Below are 19399 nucleotides of genomic sequence, written 5' to 3'. Positions count from 1 at the left end.
AAAAATTTCGACTTTCTCATTTTATATTTGTATTCACAACAGTTCAAACTAATCCAAATTTAGCATTCCCCTTTCTGTGAAATATCATACCAATGGGTGTAGTAAGGTTGGGTGAATACACACCAAAGAATTTGGCGCTATTATTTCCTTTTAGCTCCAACAATACCGACAAAATCTCTCAAGATAACTTCATTGCTTTATATTTTTCAATGGCTATGAATCCGCGTCAAATTAACTTTTGGCCACCATTGATTGGACACATACTTTCCTTTGCAGATTTCTTGTCGAAAATAAATCATAAACGATAAATACAGTCATGTATTTGTAACTATTTTTTTAATTATATATATTTAGTCCTGACTTTCTCAATTTCAATGCATTTAGGGTGATCAATCGTTTATGATTTATCCGAAGTAGGCAATAATTTTTAATAATTTGAGGGGTTTTGAATAATGGGTAGGTCAGGATAATTGTTTCCATATGTCAACATAAAACCCAAGCACATGAAAAAACCCAATCTAAATTTATTGTCAATTCAAATAGTCCTCATTTTTTCCTTCATGGCTTGTTCAGAACCTGCTTCCGAAGAAAACATATTGAATATTTCAATTGCACCTGACGATTATCCCACGCTATCTTTTCAGGATTTTACGGTACAGGAAATGATTCGGCTGGAAACAACTGAAGACAACCTTATGGGTATGGACCTGCGGGTAAAATTTTCTGAAAATCTCATAGCGGTAATGGATGAAAACAAAACGAATAAGCTTCACTTATTTGACCGGAAAGGAAATTATCTTAGTGCTATTGCCGAGGTAGGTGAAGGTCCTGGAACCATCCGATCTCTAAGGGACTTTGAGTTTGGCAAAGATGGGGAGATGTTGTTGCTTTCTCCTATTGCAGACAAAGCCAATGTATACAAAATTTCAAAGGATGGAAATTTAAGTGAAGCATTTGAATTGGCTTATAGTGCGAATTCTTTCATTAGATTAGAGGAGGGAGGTTTTCTATTTCAAGGAGGATATAATCTGCCATTTGTAACGCATAGGGTGATTCAAACAGATGCTGAAGGGAATATTCAGCACCGGTATTTGGAAAACGATTATGAGAATGTGATGCTGCCCATGATGGAACGTAATTTTTTCCCATCTGATAAGGGGGTTTTTATGCTGGAAATATTCAACCCAAATTTATACTTGTTTCAGACCGATAGTCTTACCCAAGTACTCCATGCCGACTTTGGTACCTATGATTTACCATCCAATTTTTGGGATGTGGATCTTATGGATAGTTTCGGGGAGATCAATAAAAATGGTTATGCCACTTTTAAGGGTGTTTTCCAACAAGGAAATTTGATGGTAATAGACATCGTAGCCCAAAAAGAAATGTCCATGTCCAAACACATTTTGTTCAAAAAGGACAAAGATATCTACAAGCTAAAAGCAGATAGGGACGATGATATGGTATTCTTTTACCCTATCGGTATTAATAAAGAAAAACAAGTGCTCTTTCTGACCTACCGGTCTATTTTAGAAAAGCATGTCCAGGAATTTCCTGAAACATTCTCATTAGAAGGTTTGCCGGAAGGAAATTTTGATTATCCCGTTATATTGCATGTAGCATTAAAAGAGCGTTTATGAAAAGGAGATTATACATTGCTTTTAGCGCCCTACTTTTAGTCGTTTCCTGTAAAGAGTCGGTTAAGACAGAATTTGTTTCAGCTCCAGCGGAGCTGACAATTGCAATGGAAGACATACAACCGGCTTATGATTTTAGAAAATCTGAGCTTATACCCCTGGAATCAAATGATTTGTCATTGGTAGGAGCCATTGACAAAATAATTGTGGAAAAGGATAAAATATTCCTACTTGACAAGGAGATTACAAAAAGTGTTTTTTGTTTTTCTACTTCCGGAAAATTCCTGTTTAAAATAAACAATATTGGTGAAGGGGAGGGAGAATTCTCCAAACCATTTGACTTAAACTTGTTCAATGAATCGCTTCAGATTTTGGATATAATCCAAAAGAAAATCCTTTTAATCGATTTGGAAGGCAACTTTACGCAAGAAAAACCAGTCCCGTTTGAGGATCAGGTGGTCAATTTTTTCCCAATCAATCAAGACCTTACAGCTTACCATATGGATGGCAGGTCTTTTGGGTCGGAAGAAACAAACTTTATCAGGGTTTCTGACAAAAGAGATGCTACCATTTCCATTCAGGGGGTGTCGGATATAGGAAGTACAGATGCCTATCAAGTCCCAATAGAATTTTCTCAACATGATGGCAATGTTAGGTTTCTCCATGCCTGGACGGACACCATTTACAAAATCTCAGAAAAAGGAATTGAGGCTGAATTTATCTTGAATTTTGGTGCAGACCGCATGGACAAAAAGGTCAAGAAACTTCCTCTAATGGACATGCGGAAGTACGTAATGGAGAATCCATATGTTTTTAATGCTGCAAATCTTGTTGAAAATGAGGAATACCTGAGCTTTCAATGGACCAGAAGTAAAGCCGGCTATGCCAATTCTGAAGATCAAACTTATGTCTCTTATTTTAAGAAAAGCACTGGGGCACTATTTCATTTTCCACTGGTAGAAAATTGGCAGGGAAATTTGAATTTGCAAGGTCCCCTCTATGGGTCTGGGGATTGGTTTTTTGGTTATATAAACTATGAAGACTGGAGCAAACTTTCAGAAGAGCATCGGGATGACCTTATAAAACAAAGTCCCAAGGTGAATACCGAATATTTGGATGCTGGAAATCCTATTATAGTCAAATACAGGATAAAGGGAGAGTAGAAAGAGCGTAAGTATCTCCTAATCTAGATCACAAGCTTATGATTTAAACTTGTGCCTATTTTGAGAAAAAGATTTTGGCTTAGCCTAAAAATTCAAAACCCCATGTTGAGACACCGGGTTTTGAACAAATGAAATTTTCGAGCTGATGCTGCCTTTTTTATGAATCCATCCTGACAGAGCTAAATTATCGGTTTCTTTAAGAATGATGGATCAGAAAAACGGCTGGAATTTTATGAAGGTCCGGATGTTTTTTGCGCCAGTCTACAACTTTTTTGGTTAGGATCATTTCATCAGCCCCCGTAATATTGCTTGCAATACATAGCAAGGTATTGCTACTTAGATTGGCCAATAAATCTTCGATCATCCGGTTGTTTCTGAAAGGCGTTTCCATAAACATTTGAGTGGTGTTTTCCCGGATCGATTTGGCTTCCAGCTCTTTGATTGCTTGTACCCTGTCTTTTCGGTCTATGGGCAAGTAGCCATTGAAAGTAAAGGACTGCCCATTAAAACCGGAGCCCATCAAAGCCATAAACATGGAGGAAGGTCCTGGTAGTGGAACTACTTTAATTCCTAATTTATGAGCCAATGCTACTGCGTTGGCGCCAGGGTCAGCTATTCCAGGGCAGCCTGCTTCAGATAGGATGCCCACATCGTGTCCCTTTAATAAAGGAGCAAGCAATTTTTTTAACTGTATTTCTGGCGTTTTCTTATCCAGTTTTTCCAGGTGCACCTCTTCTAGGTTGACCCCTAGTTTTAGGCTACTGATATACCTGCGAGCTGTCCTAAAATCTTCCACCAGGTAATGGGAGGTAGCTGCAATTACGTTTTTGACCACGGGTGCCATGATGTCCTGGCCTGTTTCAAGTACCAATACATTAGGTATCAGGTATAATATTCCCTTAGCTTTCATTATTTTTGGATTATGGAAAATGGAATGCCTTCTTTAGCAAAAGTACTTATTTTTATCGGACTGCTGTTACTGATCGCGGGATTGCTGCTCTGGTTCCTGCCTAAATTTCCAGGTTTTAAAGGTTTACCCGGAGATATGGTGTTTAAAAAAGAAAATTTTACCTTTTATTTTCCTTTGGGTACCAGCATACTCTTGAGCTTGTTGTTTACCCTACTGCTGTATTTATGGAGGAAATTTGGGGGTTAAGGTGTTTGGGAGGTTAGTGATAAAGCTATAAAGGATCGTTTTTATTGAAAGTGTTTATGGATAAATTTTACTCCTATTATCATTTTTCGCTAGCCAACTTGGGTATTGTTCAACCCCATCCGGGGTTGGCGTACATGGTGGTAGTTACGTGTCCGTGAGTAAAACTCACGGCTATTATTGTTCAGGCCCTTCAGGCCTGGGAATTGGTAAAACTATATTTTCTGCTTTCTGTTGAGGTTGATGCAACATAGGTATTTAAGGAGTAACCGAAAGAAGCCTGCAGGGCTTCACCAACAATAACCACGGGTGAGAACCCGTGGACAGGCCGGGTTAGTTTTTTTCTCAACCCCGTAGTGGGTTGAACATTACCACTAATGAATTTTTTCTGTAGTTTCAGGAATAGGCCAAACCTTTTTTTAATGAATAGTAATATTTAAATTATCTTGCTAATGTTCAACCCTATCCAGGGTTGGGATATAAGATTGGTTGTTACCTGTCTGTGAGTAAAACTCACGGTTATTGTTGTTCAGGCCCTTTATGCTTGGAAAAGGAAAAGCTTTATTTTCTACTTTCTGTTAAGCTTGATTGGAAATGGTAATTATTGAGTAACCCAAAGAAGCCTGAAGGGCTTCACCAACAATAACCACGGGTGAAAACCCGTGGACAGGATAAATCAGTTTTTTTTAGCAACCCCAGCGTGGGTTGAATATCTACTTTTTATGAAACATTTTGTATCTTTAAGTAGACCCAAAACCTTATTTTGATGAGCAGTTATAGGCAAATTCTTTACCATTCGGTAATTAGCACAAAGGATAAAAAACTAACCATATCAGACGACCATTGCGAAGCCCTCTATAAATATATATGGGGAGTTGTAAAGAATAATGACTGTACGCTTTATCAGATAAATGGGATAGGAAACCATATACACTTGTTGACTGATTTAAACCCCACAATATCCTTGTCAAATTTTATCAAAAGTGTTAAAGTTGCCAGCAGCATGTGGATGAAACAACAGAAAAACTTTCCATTATGGGAATCTTGGGGAAAAGGATATGGATCGTTCACTAGCTCTTTTGGAGAAAAGGACCAAATAATCTCCTACATCAAAAACCAAAAACGCCATCACCAAAAGGAGTCCTTCGTGGATGAATACAAGCGTTTGCTCAAAGAAAACGGAATTAAGTTTGATGAGCGATATCTTTTAGGGTAGTACGGTATTGTATTGTTCAACCCCATCCGGGGTTGCGTGTGAGCGTGAGTTGACGTGTCCGTGAGTAAAACCCACGGCTATTATTGTTCAGGCCCTTTAGGCCTGGGTCACGACAATGTTTTCCTTTCCACTTTCTGTCAGGTTGATGCGGTATTGGTAATTAAGGAGTAACCGAAAGAAGCCTGCAGGGCTTCACCAACAATAGCCACGGGTGAAACCCGTGGACAGGCCGGGTTAGTTTTTTTCTCAACCCCGTAGTGGGTTGAACATTACCACTAATGAATTTTTTCTGTAGTTTCAGGAATAGGCCAAACCTTATTTTAATGAATAGTAATATTTAAATTATCTTGCTAATGTTCAACCCTATCCAGGGTTGGGATATAAGATTGGTTGTTACCTGTCTGTGAGTAAAACTCACGGTTATTATTGTTCAGGCCCTTTATGCCTGGAAAAGGCAAAGCTTTATTTTCTACTTTCTGTTAAGCTTGATCTAAGGAAAGAAATATGAATGAATCGTAGGAAGCCTGAAGGGCTTCACCAACAATAACCACGGGTGAGAACCCGTGGACAGTCCGGATTAGTTTTTTTCTCAACCCCGTAGTGGGTTGAACATTACCACTAATGAATTTTTTCTGTAGTTTCAGGAATAGGCCAAACCTTATTTTAATGAATAGTAATATTTAAATTATCTTGCTAATGTTCAACCCTATCCAAGGTTGGGATATAAGATTGGTTGTTACCTGTCTGTGAGTAAAACTCACGGTTATTGTTGTTCAGGCCCTTTATGCTTGGAAAAGGCAAAGCTTTATTTTCTACTTTCTGTTAAGCTTGATCTAAGGAAAGAAATATGAATGAATCGTAGGAAGCCTGAAGGGCTTCACCAACAATAACCACGGGTGAAAACCCGTGGACAGGATAAATCAGTTTTTTTTAGCAACCCCAGCGTAGGTTGAATATCTACTTTTTATGAAACATTTTGTATCTTTAAGTAGACCCAAAACCTTATTTTGATGAGCAGTTATAGGCAAATTCTTTACCATTCGGTAATTAGCACAAAGGATAAAAAACTAACCATATCAGACGACCATTGCGAAGCCCTCTATAAATATATATGGGGAGTTGTAAAGAATAATGACTGTACGCTTTATCAGATAAATGGGATAGGAAACCATATACACTTGTTGACTGATTTAAACCCCACAATATCCTTGTCAAATTTTATCAAAAGTGTTAAAGTTGCCAGCAGCATGTGGATGAAACAACAGAAAAACTTTCCATTATGGGAATCTTGGGGAAAAGGATATGGATCGTTCACTTGCTCTTTTGGAGAAAAGGACCAAATAATCTCCTATATCAAAAACCAAAAACGCCATCACCAAAAGGAGTCCTTCCTGGATGAATACAAGCGTTTGCTCAAAGAAAACGGAATTAAGTTTGATGAGCGATATCTTTTAGGGTAGTACGGTATTGTATTGTTCAACCCCATCCGGGGTTGCGTGTGAGCGTGAGTTGACGTGTCCGTGAGTAAAACTCCATAGCCGTCAAGTTAACGGTTTAAATCATTGACAATGAGTTAATTAAATAAAAACGTAGATCCCCCTTGGGATCTTTGTTCCTTTTTTTCATATCAATTGGTATTTTTTTTATTAATTCAGAAAAATGCAATCCCCACTGACCCCTCTGTTTTTCCTAGTTAAATATACATATAATTTCCATCTAAAAGACCAAAAATCAAAGAAAATTACCAGTAAAATTTAGAGCTTTAGCGGAAAAATTTAATTTATCTTTCAACCCGGATATTATTGACTGTCTTGCCAAGGAAACAGGTTTTTCCAAAAGAAAATCCAAACTTAAGCCCCACCTGTTTTTCGAGAGCCTGATGTTTTCCCATCATTTAGGAAAATCTTTCAGCCTTATGGATGTGTGTTCGGATCTTATGGAGGAATACGAGCTGGGGATCACAAAACAGGCAATTGATGACAGGTTCAATGACCGAGCCGTACTTTTCTTCCGCCGGATACTAGACCGGCTACTTTCCGCCGAATTTAATACTTGTAAAGATTTTGGGGGGTTGCTTTCCCGTTTCAACAGGGTGAGGATAAAAGATTCAACGAAGTTTCCTCTTCCAAAAGCCTTTACCCATAAATACAAGGGACACGGGGGCGGTGGCAACGGGGGCAAGTCCGACAATTGCGAGTCCCTGATCAGCGTCCAGTACGAATATGACATGCTCAGCGGAGAAACAATGGATCTCAGGCTGACCGACGGGCTTAAAAACGACCTGTCGGGTTCCAGAGATTTTACTAATGACATCCGCGAGAACGACCTTTTCATCAGGGATCTTGGCTATTGTAGCCTCCCTTACCTAGAAAAAATTGCCGAGGGAGGGGCCTTTTTCCTCAACAGACTTCCCGCCAAGACTGTAGTATATACCGCCGAAGACGGGTGCGAACAAATGGATTTCAAGAATTTATATGCGATAATGAAAAAACGCAATTTATCACACATGGAACTGAACGTGTTGGTGGGTAAAAAAGCCAAACTTCCCTGCCGGCTTGTCATCATGCCTGTCGATAATGCAACCTATGAAAAGAGGATAAGAAAGGCAACAGAAAAGGGTAAGCACTACAAGTACAAGGTGTCCCAAGAGTACAGGGCAAAGAGTAGGCTCAATTTCTTCATCACCAATGTGGACAAAAAGGACCTGGATACAGAAAAAGTACGGGAAGTTTATACACTAAGATGGCAGCTGGAACTCCTCTTCAAGGTCTGGAAATCTCAGGCGAAAATAGACCAGATCAAGGAAATGAAAATAGAACGTTTTGAGTGTCAATTGTATAGCAAACTGATCTGGCTGCTCCTAAACTGGAGGATCTTTAAATGGATGGGAAATGAGATCTACAAAAGGGAAAGAATACTCTGCAGTGTCTGGAAGTTTTACAAATATGCAACCCGGATTGCTCAAAGACTCAGAATGGCACTGAAAGATCCCGTTCAGATGGAAAAAATCCTTATTAGGGTGTTGAAAATAGCCCCCATGGAATTTATTCTTGAAAAGAAAAAAGATAACCTATCTCAAAATCAAACGTTTATACACTTAGCCTGACGGCTATGGAGTAAAACTCACGGTTATTATTGTTCAGGCCCTTCAGGCCTGGGTCACGACAATGTTTTCTTTCCCCTTTGTTTCAAGGTTGATGCGGTATTGGTAATTAAGGAGTAACCGAAAGAAGCCTGAAGGGCTTCACCAACAATAGCCACGGGTGAAACCCGTGGACAGGGAGGATTAGTTTTTTTCTCAACCCCGTAGCGGGTTGAACATTACCACTAATGAATTTTTTCTGTAGTTTCAGGAATAGGCCAAACCTTATTTAAATGCATAGAAATAGTTAAATTATCTTGCTAATGTTCAACCTTATCCAGGGTTGGGATATAAGATTGGTTGTTACCTGTCTGTGAGTAAAACTCACGGTTATTGTTGTTCAGGCCCTTTATGCTTGGAAAAGGCAAAGCTTTATTTTCTACTTTCTGTTAAGCTTGATCTAAGGAAAGAAATATGAATGAATCGTAGGAAGCCTGAAGGGCTTCACCAACAATAACCACGGGTGAAAACCCGTGGACAGGATAAATCAGTTTTTTTTAGCAACCCCAGCGTAGGTTGAATATCTACTTTTTATGAAACATTTTGTATCTTTAAGTAGAGCCAAAACCTTATTTTGATGAGCAGTTATAGGCAAATTCTTTACCATTCGGTAATTAGCACAAAGGATAAAAAACTAACCATATCAGACGACCATTGCGAAGCCCTCTATAAATATATTTGGGGAGTTGTAAAGAATAATGACTGTACGCTTTATCAGATAAATGGGATAGGAAACCATATACACTTGTTGACTGATTTAAACCCCACATTATCCTTGTCAAATTTTATCAAAAGTGTTAAAGTTGCCAGCAGCATGTGGATGAAACAACAGAAAAACTTTCCATTATGGGAATCTTGGGGAAAAGGATATGGATCGTTCACTTGCTCTTTTGGAGAAAAGGACCAAATAATCTCCTACATCAAAAACCAAAAACGCCATCACCAAAAGGAGTCCTTCGTGGATGAATACAAGCGTTTGCTCAAAGAAAACGGAATTAAGTTTGATGAGCGATATCTTTTCGAATAGAATGCTGATGTTCAACCCCATCCGGGGTTGAGACTCTAGAGGAAGGTTACCTGTCCGTGGGTTTCCACCCTCGGCTATTATTGTTCAGGCCCTTCAGGCCTGGATCACGACAATGTTTTCTTTCCCCTTTGTTTCAAGGTTGATGCGGTATTGGTAATTAAGGAGTAACCGAAAGAAGCCTGAAGGGCTTCACCAACAATAGCCACGGGTGAAACCCGTGGACAGGGAGGATTAGTTTTTTTCTCAACCCCGTAGCGGGTTGAACATTACCGCTAAGTAAATTTTTTGTAGTTTCAGGTATAGGCCAAACTTTATTTTAATGAATAGTAATAGTAAATTTTCCCTGTTGATGTTCAACCCCGTCCGGGATTGAGGTATATGGTGGTAGTTACCTGTCCGTTAGTAAAACTCACGGTTATTGTTGTTCAGGCCTTTAGGCCTGGGAAAGGGTAAAGCTATATTTCCTGCTTTCTGTTAAGTTTGATTCTGCAAAGGTAATTAAGGAGTAACACAAAGAAGCCTGAAGGGCTTCACCAACAATAACCACGGGTGAAAACCCGTGGACAGGACGGATCATCTTTATTCTCAACCCAAATGGGTTGAACAAAAAAAGGGAGCCAATACCTAGGTTGAAAAATCAGTGTACAAGCTCCCTAATAATTAATTTTAGGGACAATTATTCTATGAGAATTGAAGTGTACTGTATCAGGTTCCTAGAAAAGTTTTTAGGGTAGCGATCACCGATTCGGGCTGCTCGGCATGTAGCCAATGGCCGGTGTTTTTGATGTGAATGATGTGATTGTCAGGAAAAAGCGCTGCTATTTCTTCCTTGTCACTGCTTTTGATATAGTCTGAGTTGGCTCCTCCCATAAAAAGTGCAGGACCGGAAAAAGGCTTGTCAGAAGTTATTTTCTCACCAACATTTTCGATTTGCTTGGTAATGACTGGTAGGTTGACTTTCCAGGCAAAAGCACCTTCTTTTCTGGTCAGGTTTTTCAGTAGAAATTGGCGAATACCCCGCTCAGGAATATATTCAGCCAGTTTTTCTTCGGCCTCTTTTCGGGAGGAGAGGGATTTTATATCCACTGCATTAAGTGCTTCCAATATGGTCTGGTGGTGCACAGGATAAGGGCGGGGAGCAATATCTGCCACCACAAGTTTGTCCACCATTTCAGGATAAGTCAGGGCAAACTTCATTACCGTTTTACCTCCCATAGAATGCCCTAGAAAACTGGCTTTTTGCAAACCTTCTGCTTCCATGAATTCCTTCAAGTCTTCTGCCATGGCTTTGTAATTCCAGGTGTCACTGTGTGGGGAATCGCCATGGTTGCGCTGGTCCAATAGGTAGAGGGTAAAATTTTCCTCCAGTCCTTTGGCGATACTCATCCAGTTGTCTGCAGAACCAAAAAGGCCGTGTAGGATCACCAAAGGTTTTCCTGTACCGGTTTTTCTAAAGTTTAATTTCATGTTGGTTTGGTTTTATTCTTCCAATTGTCTGCGGTACATTTGTATGGTGTTTTCAAGACCATAATACAGGGCATCACAAATAAGGGCATGTCCTATGGATACCTCATCGAGGTAGGGGATTTGCTCTTTTAAAAATTTCAAATTGTGTAAATCCAGGTCATGGCCGGCATTCAAACCCAAGCCTAGTTCTCTGGCAATGACCGCTACCTCTAAATAAGGGGCGACGGCCTTTATTTTGTCCTTGTGATAAGTACTGGCATAAGGTTCGGTATACAGCTCCACCCTGTCAGTTCCTGTTTCTTTAGCAGGTTCAAAGTATTTGGTTTCCGGATTGATGAAAATAGAAGTCCTTACCCCATAGCTGTGAAGTTCTGAAATAAGGTCTTTGAGCATGTCCTTGTGCTTGATGGTGTCCCAACCGGTGTTGGAAGTAATGGCCTCCGGGGGATCCGGTACGAGTGTGGCCTGAGCTGGTTTGGCCAGTCGGATGATCTCCATGTACCTTTTGTCAGGATAGCCTTCAATATTAAATTCTGTAGTGACTTGATCTTTTAGTGCAAATACATCGTTATACCTGATATGCCTTTCGTCAGGTCTTGGGTGTACCGTTATTCCCTGGGCACCAAATCGCTCTGCATCCAATGCTACCTGGACCAGATCGGGATTATTATGGCCGCGGGCATTTCTTAGGGTGGCAATTTTATTTATGTTTACACTTAATTTCGTCATGTTCTAAATATCAGCTAATTTTGCGCTAAATTAAATATATTGCGTGAACATCGAAAATACCGATGAGAATAAGACGTTTTTAATTTTTATGTCCGTTAAAAGGATAGGATCAGTTTTAAACTAAACAAGTCAAATAAACATAAGTCATGAGCTTAAAAACCAACATAGAGAAAGAAATCAAACAAGCAATGCTGGCCAAAGACAAAGACAGGTTGCGTGGATTGCGCGCTATCAAGTCTATGATCATGCTTGAAGAAACCAAAGGTGGAAATGAAAATGGCCTTTCTGATGCTGAAGAATTACAAATTTTAATCAAAGCAGCCAAACAAAGGAAAGACTCCATAGAAATTTTTGAAAAACAAAATAGGAAGGACCTTGCTCAGTTGGAGGCTACCGAGCTGGAAGTGATCAATGAATTTCTTCCCAAGCAGCTTAGTGATGAAGAATTGACGGCTGAGCTAGAAGCCATCATTAGCCAAACAGGGGCATCAAGTCCTAAAGACATGGGAAAAGTAATGGGTATGGCGACGAAAAAACTGGCAGGAATTGCGGATGGAAAAGCCATTTCTCAAAAGGTAAAAGCCTTATTAAACCCGTAAAAATATTTTGAGTACGATAGACATAATCATATTGGGCATGCTGGCTGTTGGGGCCTTTAGTGGCTACCGGCAGGGGCTCTTTATTGGGATTTTGTCTATCCTTGCTTTTTTTATTGGCATTGTTCTGGCTTTTCGTTTTATGAATTGGGGAGCAGAACTCCTTACCGATAAAGTAGAAAGCCTGACCTTTATGTTGCCGTTTGTGGCTTTCGTATTGATTTTCCTGGCCGTAACGATTACCATCAGAATATTGGCATTTGTTGTCAAAAAAGCACTAGACCTGACCATATTGGGCACATTTGACAGCTTTGCAGGAGCAATTTTGGGGATCTTTAAATGGAGCATTATGATCAGCCTTTTGATTTGGGTGGCCAACTCTTTTGAGTTTCAGGTGCCGCCCGAAATGAAAAAAAATGCGGTGATCTATCCGATTATTGTGCCTGTGGCGCCAACGATGGTCTCCGTTTTGGATGATTATACGCCTATTATAGATACGGCGATAGCCACAATCAAAGAACTCGTAAATAGCTCTTCCAGTGATCTTGTTAATTGATAACTTTGATTCCTTTTCCCATATCCTGGCAGATTATTTCAGGAGAACAGGCGAACAGGTTACTGTTTTGCGGAACAATGTAAGCCTGGAAGAGATAAATCGACATCATTTTTCAGCCTTGGTTATTTCCCCAGGACCAGAAACCCCTGAGAAAGCAGGCAATCTAATGGAAATCCTCGCCCATTATTATGACAAAGTACCTGTATTGGGGATTTGTCTTGGGCATCAGGCAATAGGCACTTTTTTCGGTGCCCAGTTGGTTAGAAGCTCTTGGCCTATGCATGGTAAAATTTCTACTGTTTTCCGAAAAAAGCAGCATGAAGTGTTAAAGGATTTGCCTGAGCAATTTAATGTCACGCGTTATCATTCGCTGGAATTAGAAAGTCTTCCGGATTGTTTATCGCTTATTCTCGAAGGAGAAAAAGGAGAAATTATGATGCTCTCTCATAGGGATTTACCTATTTTAGGGTTTCAGTTTCATCCGGAAGCGCACCTTACAGAATATGGAGAGCAGCTTATACAAAACTGGGTAAATCTAATAAACGAGTTAAAAATACCTCAAATTCAATATTAATACTTTTGAAGCCATCTTTTTTATATGCCCATTAGGGTAATTGGGGAGCCAAAAATGGCAAGAAATTTAGGTAATTGAACCAAGGAAGGCTAGAACTCGTTTTATTTTTCGAATCCTTTTAATACCTTTAGCTACATGCGGGCAATAGAATTTATAAACAACCTTATTCCCCCCCTAAAATTTACGGACAAAGTAAAGTTAGGGCTTTCCTGGATGGAAGAGATCAGGACGGACATATTACCTGTGGTAGACAAAGGTGCATTTAAGGGTTTTGTCACAGATGAAATCATTTATGAACTCAATGATCCGGAGCTTACCATAGAATTTATAGATTTGGTGGGAAGTGCTTGTATCGTGCAAGAGGACCGGCATATTTATGAAGTCTTAAGAGTATCTTCAGAAAACCAAGTCAGCATGGTTGCCGTTTTGGACAAGGAGCTAAAGTACCTGGGTGTTGTCACACAGGAAGGGGCTATTTCTGCCTTTACTGAAAGCATTTCGATCCAGTCACAAGGGGGTGTGCTGATTTTATCTATGTTTATGACAGATTATAGCTTGTATGATATTGCAAGGGTAGTAGAGTCCGAAAATGCAAAAATTCTTAGCAGCTTTATTTCCGATGACCCGCTTGATGACAGTAAAATCAAAGTAACACTAAAAATTGATCAAGTAGAACTTCGACATATCAAAGCTACGTTGGAACGTTTCGGGTACAGGATTATCGACCAATACCAAGAGGAAGACGGTATCAGTAGCGATCAGGATCGACTAGGTAACTTGATGCGATTTTTAGATATCTGATCCTACATGAACATATTACTTCACGGTATCAATATATCCTCTCAGTTTCAAACCTGTATTCACCAATTGATTCAAGCATTTGAAAAAAGCGGATCAAAGGTACAGTTAACAAAAAATCTATTTAATTCTATCCGAAAGAAAGGAGGCCTCAGCCCAAGGGTAACAATGCTTGGTGCAAAGGAAGAACTAGCGGATATAGATGTGGTCATTTCCATTGGAGGAGATGGTACTCTTTTGGATACCATTTCGCTTATTGGGGCTTACGAAACACCTGTATTGGGAATAAATACGGGCAGAATGGGCTTTCTGGCAACTATTGCCAAGGAAGACATAGATGCTGCAGTTAAAGACCTTTTGGAAAACCGCTATTCATTGGAAGACAGAAGCTTGGTAAAACTCGAGTCTAGTGTCCCGCTATTTAAAGGTTTGAATTTTGGCCTGAATGAGTTCACCATTCACAAAAGAGACACCTCCTCGATGATCACGGTGCATACCTATATAGACGGAGATTACCTCAACAGTTACTGGGCAGATGGGCTCATCGTGTCCACACCTACAGGGTCCACAGGCTACTCGTTGAGTTGTGGAGGCCCATTGATATCACCCCTTGCCAAAAACTTTGTGATTACCCCTGTAAGTCCACATAACCTGAATGTAAGGCCGATTGTGGTTTCTGACGATAGCGAAATCTCCTTCAAAATAGAAGGAAGGAGTGAAAAATTCCTTGTATCTTTAGACTCCAGATCTGCGCCTATAGATGCGTCAGTGGAACTTAAAATCAAAAAAGAGACATTTGTAGCGAAGCTTGTTAAGTTTCACAATTACAGCTTCTTTGACACCCTGAGACAAAAATTGAATTGGGGATATGACATGAGAAACTAGTTTTAACAATATTTAACCCACACTATACTTAGTAGGGTTTTTTATTCGTTGGGTAGTTTATAAATTGCAACGACTTGAATAAATCCAGGTTTTACACATTAGCACTATCAGTTGTCTTGGTCCTTCTTAGTTTGGGATTCGTCCAAACGGCGAAGGCCCAACAGCATGAGATAGGATTAGGATTAGGAGCGGGATCCTATACCGGAGACATTCTTCGGAGCATAGACCCGAACCAACTTGGTATTCAGGGAACGTTATTTGGCAGACGAAATTTTGACAATGCTTGGAGCTTAAGAGCAGGGATTACCGTGTCCCGTTTGAATGGGGCAGATAGCATAAGCCCTATAGATCAGGTGGCGATGACCAGAAATGCCTTTTTTAAAGGTACAATGGCCGAGGTGTCGGCAACGATGGAATTCCATTTTCTCGATTATATGAGCCATAAGTCTACCACCAGGTATTCTCCTTTTGGCTTTTTTGGTCTTGGATATGGGATGTTTTTCGGTCAGGGACAAACGTATGAGGCAGATCCCCAGCCGGGCGACTATACCGTAGGCACTGTAATTGTCCCCTTTGGGGCAGGCATAAAGTACAAGCTTAAGGATCGTATTTTGATTTCTCTTGAAGGAGGAGCAAAAGCTACCTTTACTGATAATCTAGATAAAATCGGTAATGAGTCAATTTATTTACCCCGGTACAGAACTGACCCTGGCACAGGAAATCAGGTGTTAGACCCCACAAGCATTAATTATGGCAATCCATCTGACCGTGATTGGTATTACTTTTTAGGTTTTACCATCAGCTATTCCTTCCATCAGGTCAAGTGCTACTAGTACAATAATTGACCACAGGATAGATTTTTTAAAAAAGAAGTGTCATTTTTGTAAATCAATTAAACCAACAGAGAATATTGGAATGAAGGAAGTGATTGACAAGGGCAATATTCCCCGACATATTGCAATTATAATGGATGGCAATGGGCGTTGGGCTCAAAAGAAAGGAGCCATGCGAATATTTGGCCATAGAAATGCTATGACTGCAGTAAGGGATGCCATTGAAGGATCAGCAGAATTGGGTGTAGATTACATTACCTTGTATGCCTTTTCTACAGAAAACTGGTCCAGACCCAAAGAAGAGGTAGACGCCTTAATGGGAATATTGGTGGAGGCAATTACTGATGAGGTACCTACCATGATGAAAAATAACATCAGATTGGAAACAATTGGTGATATTGATAGCCTTCCAGATGCGTGCATAAAGCACCTGAAAATGGGAAAAGCCAAAACAAAAAACAATACCGGCATGACTGTAGTGCTGGCATTGAGTTATAGCGGTCGTTGGGAAATAGCCAAGGCTGTTCAGGAAATTGTCAAAAAAGTAGTTAGCGGTGAGTTATCAGCGGAGGCTATCAATCAAGAAATGATTGGAGCCCATTTGAACACTGCCAGTATACCAGATCCGGAACTGTTGATAAGAACCAGTGGTGAAATTAGGATCAGCAACTTTATGTTATGGCAATTGGCCTATACAGAGTTATATTTTACAGAAGTGCTTTGGCCGGATTTTCGGAAAAAGGACTTACATGAAGCCATACTTGCCTTTCAAAAAAGAGAAAGAAGGTTTGGAAAAACGGGAGCTCAGACAAAGACCTCTAATTGACAATACTTGTTCTGAAAGAAGTTAGTTTCAGAATTATTGCTGCCTTGGAATAACTAAAACCGGGGTTAAATTTTATAGTTTGAAATGAGAAAGAATTTATTAATTATTTACTTGCTGCTATTGACCGGAGTGGCAGAGGCCCAAATCAGATTGGGACAAAGCCGGTATTCCAATCAGGAGCCGGTAAATATTATAGACCTTAGTTATGCCAGCCCTAAGAAGTATCGGATAGCTGAGATAGAGGCAGTAGGCTTAAGTACACTTGATGAAACAGCCATTATTTCACTGGCAGGCCTTCGGGTAGATGATCAAATCAGTGTTCCTGGAGATGCTATTTCCGGTGCGCTTAAAAAGCTTTGGGCCCAAGGGATCATTGGTGATGTAAAAATCCTGGTGACCAAAATAGAAGGAGATGACATTTATCTTTTGTTGGACCTTACAGAGAGACCTCGGTTTAGCCGGTTTGACTTTACTGGGATTAACAAAACCCAAGAGGGAGAACTAAAGGACAAGGTTAATATCACCGGACGTGTGGTTAGAGACGATGTACTCAACACTGCTCAACGAAATATCAAGGATTATTTTGTAGGAAAAGGCTTTCTGAATACTGAAGTAAAAGTGGTCCAGGAAAGAGATACCACCCTTCCGAATAGTGTGAAACTCCGTTTTGACGTAGAGAAGAAGAGCAAGGTCCGTATCAATGAAATAAGCTTTGAAGGCAATGAAAATATTGCAGACAATCGTTTAAAGAAAAAAATGAAAGGCACTCATGAGCATGCTCGGGTGTATTTTTTCAAAGATGTTTTGTCTCGTTTGCTGAATGCCAATCCTAAAAATATAGGCACGGCAGTGGCCAAGAGAAATCCTGTGACGGATGAAGATGTTAAGGCCTATATCAATAAGAATTTTAAGCTCAACTTCTTTAATGGGTCTAAATTTGTCAAAAGCGACTACCGTGATGACAAAAATGCACTTGTGGCATTTTATAACAATCGAGGGTACAGGGATGCCGAGATTTTATCAGATAGCATTTTCAAGTTTGATGACAGCCGGATCAATATTGACATAGAAATAGAAGAAGGTAGGCAATATTATTACCGCAACATTACTTTTTCAGGAAACTATATCCATACCACCGAAGAGCTTCAAGCCAAGTTGGGGATTTTTGATGGCGACATTTATAATAAGGAAAAGCTGGACAAAAGGTTGAATTATGACCCGCAAAAGGGAGATGATGTCAGTTCTTTGTACCAAGACAACGGCTATCTGTTTTTTAACATAGACCCAGTGGAGGTTAATATACAGGCCGATTCCATAGACATAGAATTGCGGATATTTGAAGGACCACAGGTAACGGTAAATAGTGTATCCATAGAAGGGAATGAGCGTACAAGTGATCATGTGGTCATGCGGGAAATTCGTATTCTCCCTGGACAAAAGTTTGATAGAAGTGCACTGGTAAGAACGATTCGTGAACTTTCCCAGATCGGTTATTTCAATCCTGAGAATATAGAACCCGATATGCGTCCCAACTTTGAGGATGCTACTGTAGACATTACTTTCCAACTAGAGGAGCGGCCCAATGATCAGATCGAACTTTCCGGCGGTTGGGGTGGACTATTTGGTTTTGTAGGTACTGTAGGACTTACTTTCAATAACTTCTCCATAAAAAATATCAAGGACTTCTCTAAGTGGAGACCGCTTCCTGTTGGTGATGGCCAGAAACTTTCATTAAGGGTTCAAGCCAATGGTAAAAGTTTCCAGAACTATAGTTTGTCATTTACTGAACCATGGTTTGGCGGTAAGAAACCTAATGCCCTTAGCGTTAGTTTCAATCATTCCATTCAAAGGCAAATTGACTTCTATAGTCAAACCAACTTTGGCCAAGAGCTAGGTTCCTTTAAGATTACAGGAGCTTCTATAGGTCTTGCCAAAAGGGTAACCTGGCCGGATGATTATTTCCAGATCAGCAACAGCTTGCAATTCCAAAATTATAATTTCGACGAATATGGAAATTATTTTGGTTTGAGTTTCAATACGGGTAATGCAAAAAGTATTGCTTTGAACACAACCATTTCAAGAAATAATATTGACAACCCTATCTATCCAAGGTTTGGGTCCAATATAACTTTGAGTGCTTCACTTACTCCGCCTTATGCTGCTATGAACAATAGTCTGACAAGTGAATCATCTGATCAGGAAAAATACCAATTTTTGGAATACCACAAATGGATGTTTGATGGGTCTTTTTACACACCGGTATTGGGATCTACCAAGCTTGTGTTAAGTGCACGTACGCACCTTGGTTTCTTAGGGTCTTATGGTACCAAAACAGGCATTATTCCTCTTGAACGCTTTGTATTGGGTGGAGATGGTATGAACATGATGAACTTTTCATTGGGGCAGGAAATTATTGGTCTTAGAGGTTATGAAAACCAATCCATCACACCAGGTAAAGAGTATAGAAATCAGCCCAACGCCCCGGTACCTTATGGTGGGGTAGTGTACAACAAACATGTGATGGAACTTCGTTTCCTTGTTTCTCCTAATCCCTCAGCGACCATATTCTTACTTGGTTTTGCAGAGGCTGGAAATAACTGGGGAAATTATCAAGACTATAACCCGTATGACTTAAAGAAATCGGCTGGTTTTGGTGCGAGAATATTTATGCCAGCATTTGGCCTGCTAGGCATTGACTGGGGTTACGGATTTGACGGTGTAGCTACATCAGGCGATCCAAATCCGGGACCAAGCGGAGGAATGTTCCACTTTACTATTGGTCAACAATTCAGATAAT

18 protein-coding genes are annotated in these 19399 nt (G+C 40.0%); 15 read left to right on the top strand and 3 right to left on the bottom strand.

The window, feature by feature from the left end; all coding sequences use genetic code 11:
- Window positions 1-503 precede the first annotated feature (503 nt).
- Both AC0L7T_RS00195 and AC0L7T_RS00190 read left to right on the top strand, forming a co-directional pair.
- Window positions 504-1640 carry a 6-bladed beta-propeller gene (locus tag AC0L7T_RS00195; protein WP_473340183.1) on the top strand — a complete coding sequence of 379 codons (1137 nt, stop codon included), beginning with the start codon at window positions 504-506 and terminating at the stop codon, window positions 1638-1640.
- Window positions 1637-2800: a 6-bladed beta-propeller gene (locus AC0L7T_RS00190; RefSeq protein WP_473340181.1), complete on the top strand. Its 1164-nt coding sequence runs from the start codon at window positions 1637-1639 to the stop codon at window positions 2798-2800. Before AC0L7T_RS00195 ends, AC0L7T_RS00190 begins: the two co-directional genes overlap by 4 nt.
- 196 nt (window positions 2801-2996) lie before the next feature.
- On the opposite strand, the gene AC0L7T_RS00185 is transcribed toward AC0L7T_RS00190, so the two are convergent.
- Window positions 2997-3710, bottom strand: a complete 714-nt coding sequence (locus AC0L7T_RS00185) for an SAM-dependent methyltransferase (RefSeq protein ID WP_473340179.1) — start codon at window positions 3708-3710, stop codon at window positions 2997-2999.
- Between the two features lie 12 nt (window positions 3711-3722).
- Here AC0L7T_RS00185 and AC0L7T_RS00180 point away from each other — a divergent pair, with 12 nt between their 5' ends.
- The 5 genes from AC0L7T_RS00180 to tnpA (AC0L7T_RS00160) all read left to right on the top strand — a co-directional run bounded on the left by AC0L7T_RS00180 (window position 3723) and on the right by tnpA (AC0L7T_RS00160) (window position 9338).
- Window positions 3723-3956: a DUF2905 domain-containing protein gene (locus AC0L7T_RS00180; protein WP_473340177.1), complete on the top strand. Its 234-nt coding sequence runs from the start codon at window positions 3723-3725 to the stop codon at window positions 3954-3956.
- A 763-nt stretch (window positions 3957-4719) separates the two neighbouring features.
- The gene (gene tnpA, locus AC0L7T_RS00175; RefSeq protein WP_473340176.1) at window positions 4720-5169 is read left to right on the top strand and encodes an IS200/IS605 family transposase; all 450 of its coding nucleotides are present in this window, start codon (window positions 4720-4722) and stop codon (window positions 5167-5169) included.
- A gap of 1010 nt (window positions 5170-6179) precedes the next feature.
- Window positions 6180-6629 (top strand): IS200/IS605 family transposase, encoded by a 450-nt coding sequence (tnpA, locus tag AC0L7T_RS00170; RefSeq protein ID WP_473340174.1) that lies wholly within the window; start codon window positions 6180-6182, stop codon window positions 6627-6629.
- Between the two features lie 338 nt (window positions 6630-6967).
- Window positions 6968-8275 carry an IS4 family transposase gene (locus tag AC0L7T_RS00165; RefSeq protein WP_473343403.1) on the top strand — a complete coding sequence of 436 codons (1308 nt, stop codon included), beginning with the start codon at window positions 6968-6970 and terminating at the stop codon, window positions 8273-8275.
- A gap of 613 nt (window positions 8276-8888) precedes the next feature.
- Entirely contained in the window at window positions 8889-9338 is a 450-nt protein-coding gene (tnpA, locus tag AC0L7T_RS00160; RefSeq protein WP_473340173.1) for an IS200/IS605 family transposase, read from the top strand.
- Window positions 9339-10043: 705 nt separating this feature from the next.
- Here tnpA (AC0L7T_RS00160) and AC0L7T_RS00155 read toward each other — a convergent pair.
- Together AC0L7T_RS00155 and AC0L7T_RS00150 are read right to left on the bottom strand one after the other, a co-directional pair.
- Window positions 10044-10805 (bottom strand): alpha/beta fold hydrolase, encoded by a 762-nt coding sequence (locus tag AC0L7T_RS00155; protein ID WP_473340172.1) that lies wholly within the window; start codon window positions 10803-10805, stop codon window positions 10044-10046.
- Window positions 10806-10817: 12 nt separating this feature from the next.
- Window positions 10818-11534, bottom strand: a complete 717-nt coding sequence (locus tag AC0L7T_RS00150; RefSeq protein WP_473340170.1) for a pyridoxine 5'-phosphate synthase — start codon at window positions 11532-11534, stop codon at window positions 10818-10820.
- Window positions 11535-11680: 146 nt separating this feature from the next.
- Here AC0L7T_RS00150 and AC0L7T_RS00145 point away from each other — a divergent pair, with 146 nt between their 5' ends.
- From AC0L7T_RS00145 to AC0L7T_RS00110, 8 genes are all read left to right on the top strand, one after another.
- A complete protein-coding gene (locus AC0L7T_RS00145) occupies window positions 11681-12133 on the top strand; it encodes a GatB/YqeY domain-containing protein (protein ID WP_473340169.1) in 453 nt (150 codons plus the stop codon).
- A gap of 7 nt (window positions 12134-12140) precedes the next feature.
- Window positions 12141-12686 carry a CvpA family protein gene (locus tag AC0L7T_RS00140; RefSeq protein WP_473340168.1) on the top strand — a complete coding sequence of 182 codons (546 nt, stop codon included), beginning with the start codon at window positions 12141-12143 and terminating at the stop codon, window positions 12684-12686.
- A complete protein-coding gene (locus tag AC0L7T_RS00135; RefSeq protein ID WP_473340167.1) occupies window positions 12670-13260 on the top strand; it encodes an anthranilate synthase component II in 591 nt (196 codons plus the stop codon). Before AC0L7T_RS00140 ends, AC0L7T_RS00135 begins: the two co-directional genes overlap by 17 nt.
- Before the next feature lie 135 nt (window positions 13261-13395).
- Window positions 13396-14061: a CBS domain-containing protein gene (locus AC0L7T_RS00130; RefSeq protein WP_473340165.1), complete on the top strand. Its 666-nt coding sequence runs from the start codon at window positions 13396-13398 to the stop codon at window positions 14059-14061.
- A gap of 6 nt (window positions 14062-14067) precedes the next feature.
- Window positions 14068-14943 (top strand): NAD kinase, encoded by an 876-nt coding sequence (locus tag AC0L7T_RS00125; RefSeq protein WP_473340164.1) that lies wholly within the window; start codon window positions 14068-14070, stop codon window positions 14941-14943.
- Between the two features lie 74 nt (window positions 14944-15017).
- Entirely contained in the window at window positions 15018-15776 is a 759-nt protein-coding gene (gene porG, locus AC0L7T_RS00120) for a type IX secretion system protein PorG (protein WP_473340163.1), read from the top strand.
- A gap of 82 nt (window positions 15777-15858) precedes the next feature.
- Window positions 15859-16602 (top strand): isoprenyl transferase, encoded by a 744-nt coding sequence (locus AC0L7T_RS00115; protein ID WP_473340162.1) that lies wholly within the window; start codon window positions 15859-15861, stop codon window positions 16600-16602.
- Window positions 16603-16686: 84 nt separating this feature from the next.
- On the top strand, window positions 16687-19398 hold the full coding sequence (locus AC0L7T_RS00110; protein WP_473340161.1) for a BamA/OMP85 family outer membrane protein: 2712 nt from the start codon (window positions 16687-16689) through the stop codon (window positions 19396-19398).
- The last annotated feature ends 1 nt before the right edge of the window (window position 19399 follow it).

Source organism: Cyclobacterium sp. 10D3-21, assembly GCF_055809755.1.
Note: the sequence above shows the minus strand (reverse complement) of the source record. Positions and strands in the feature narration are given on the sequence as shown.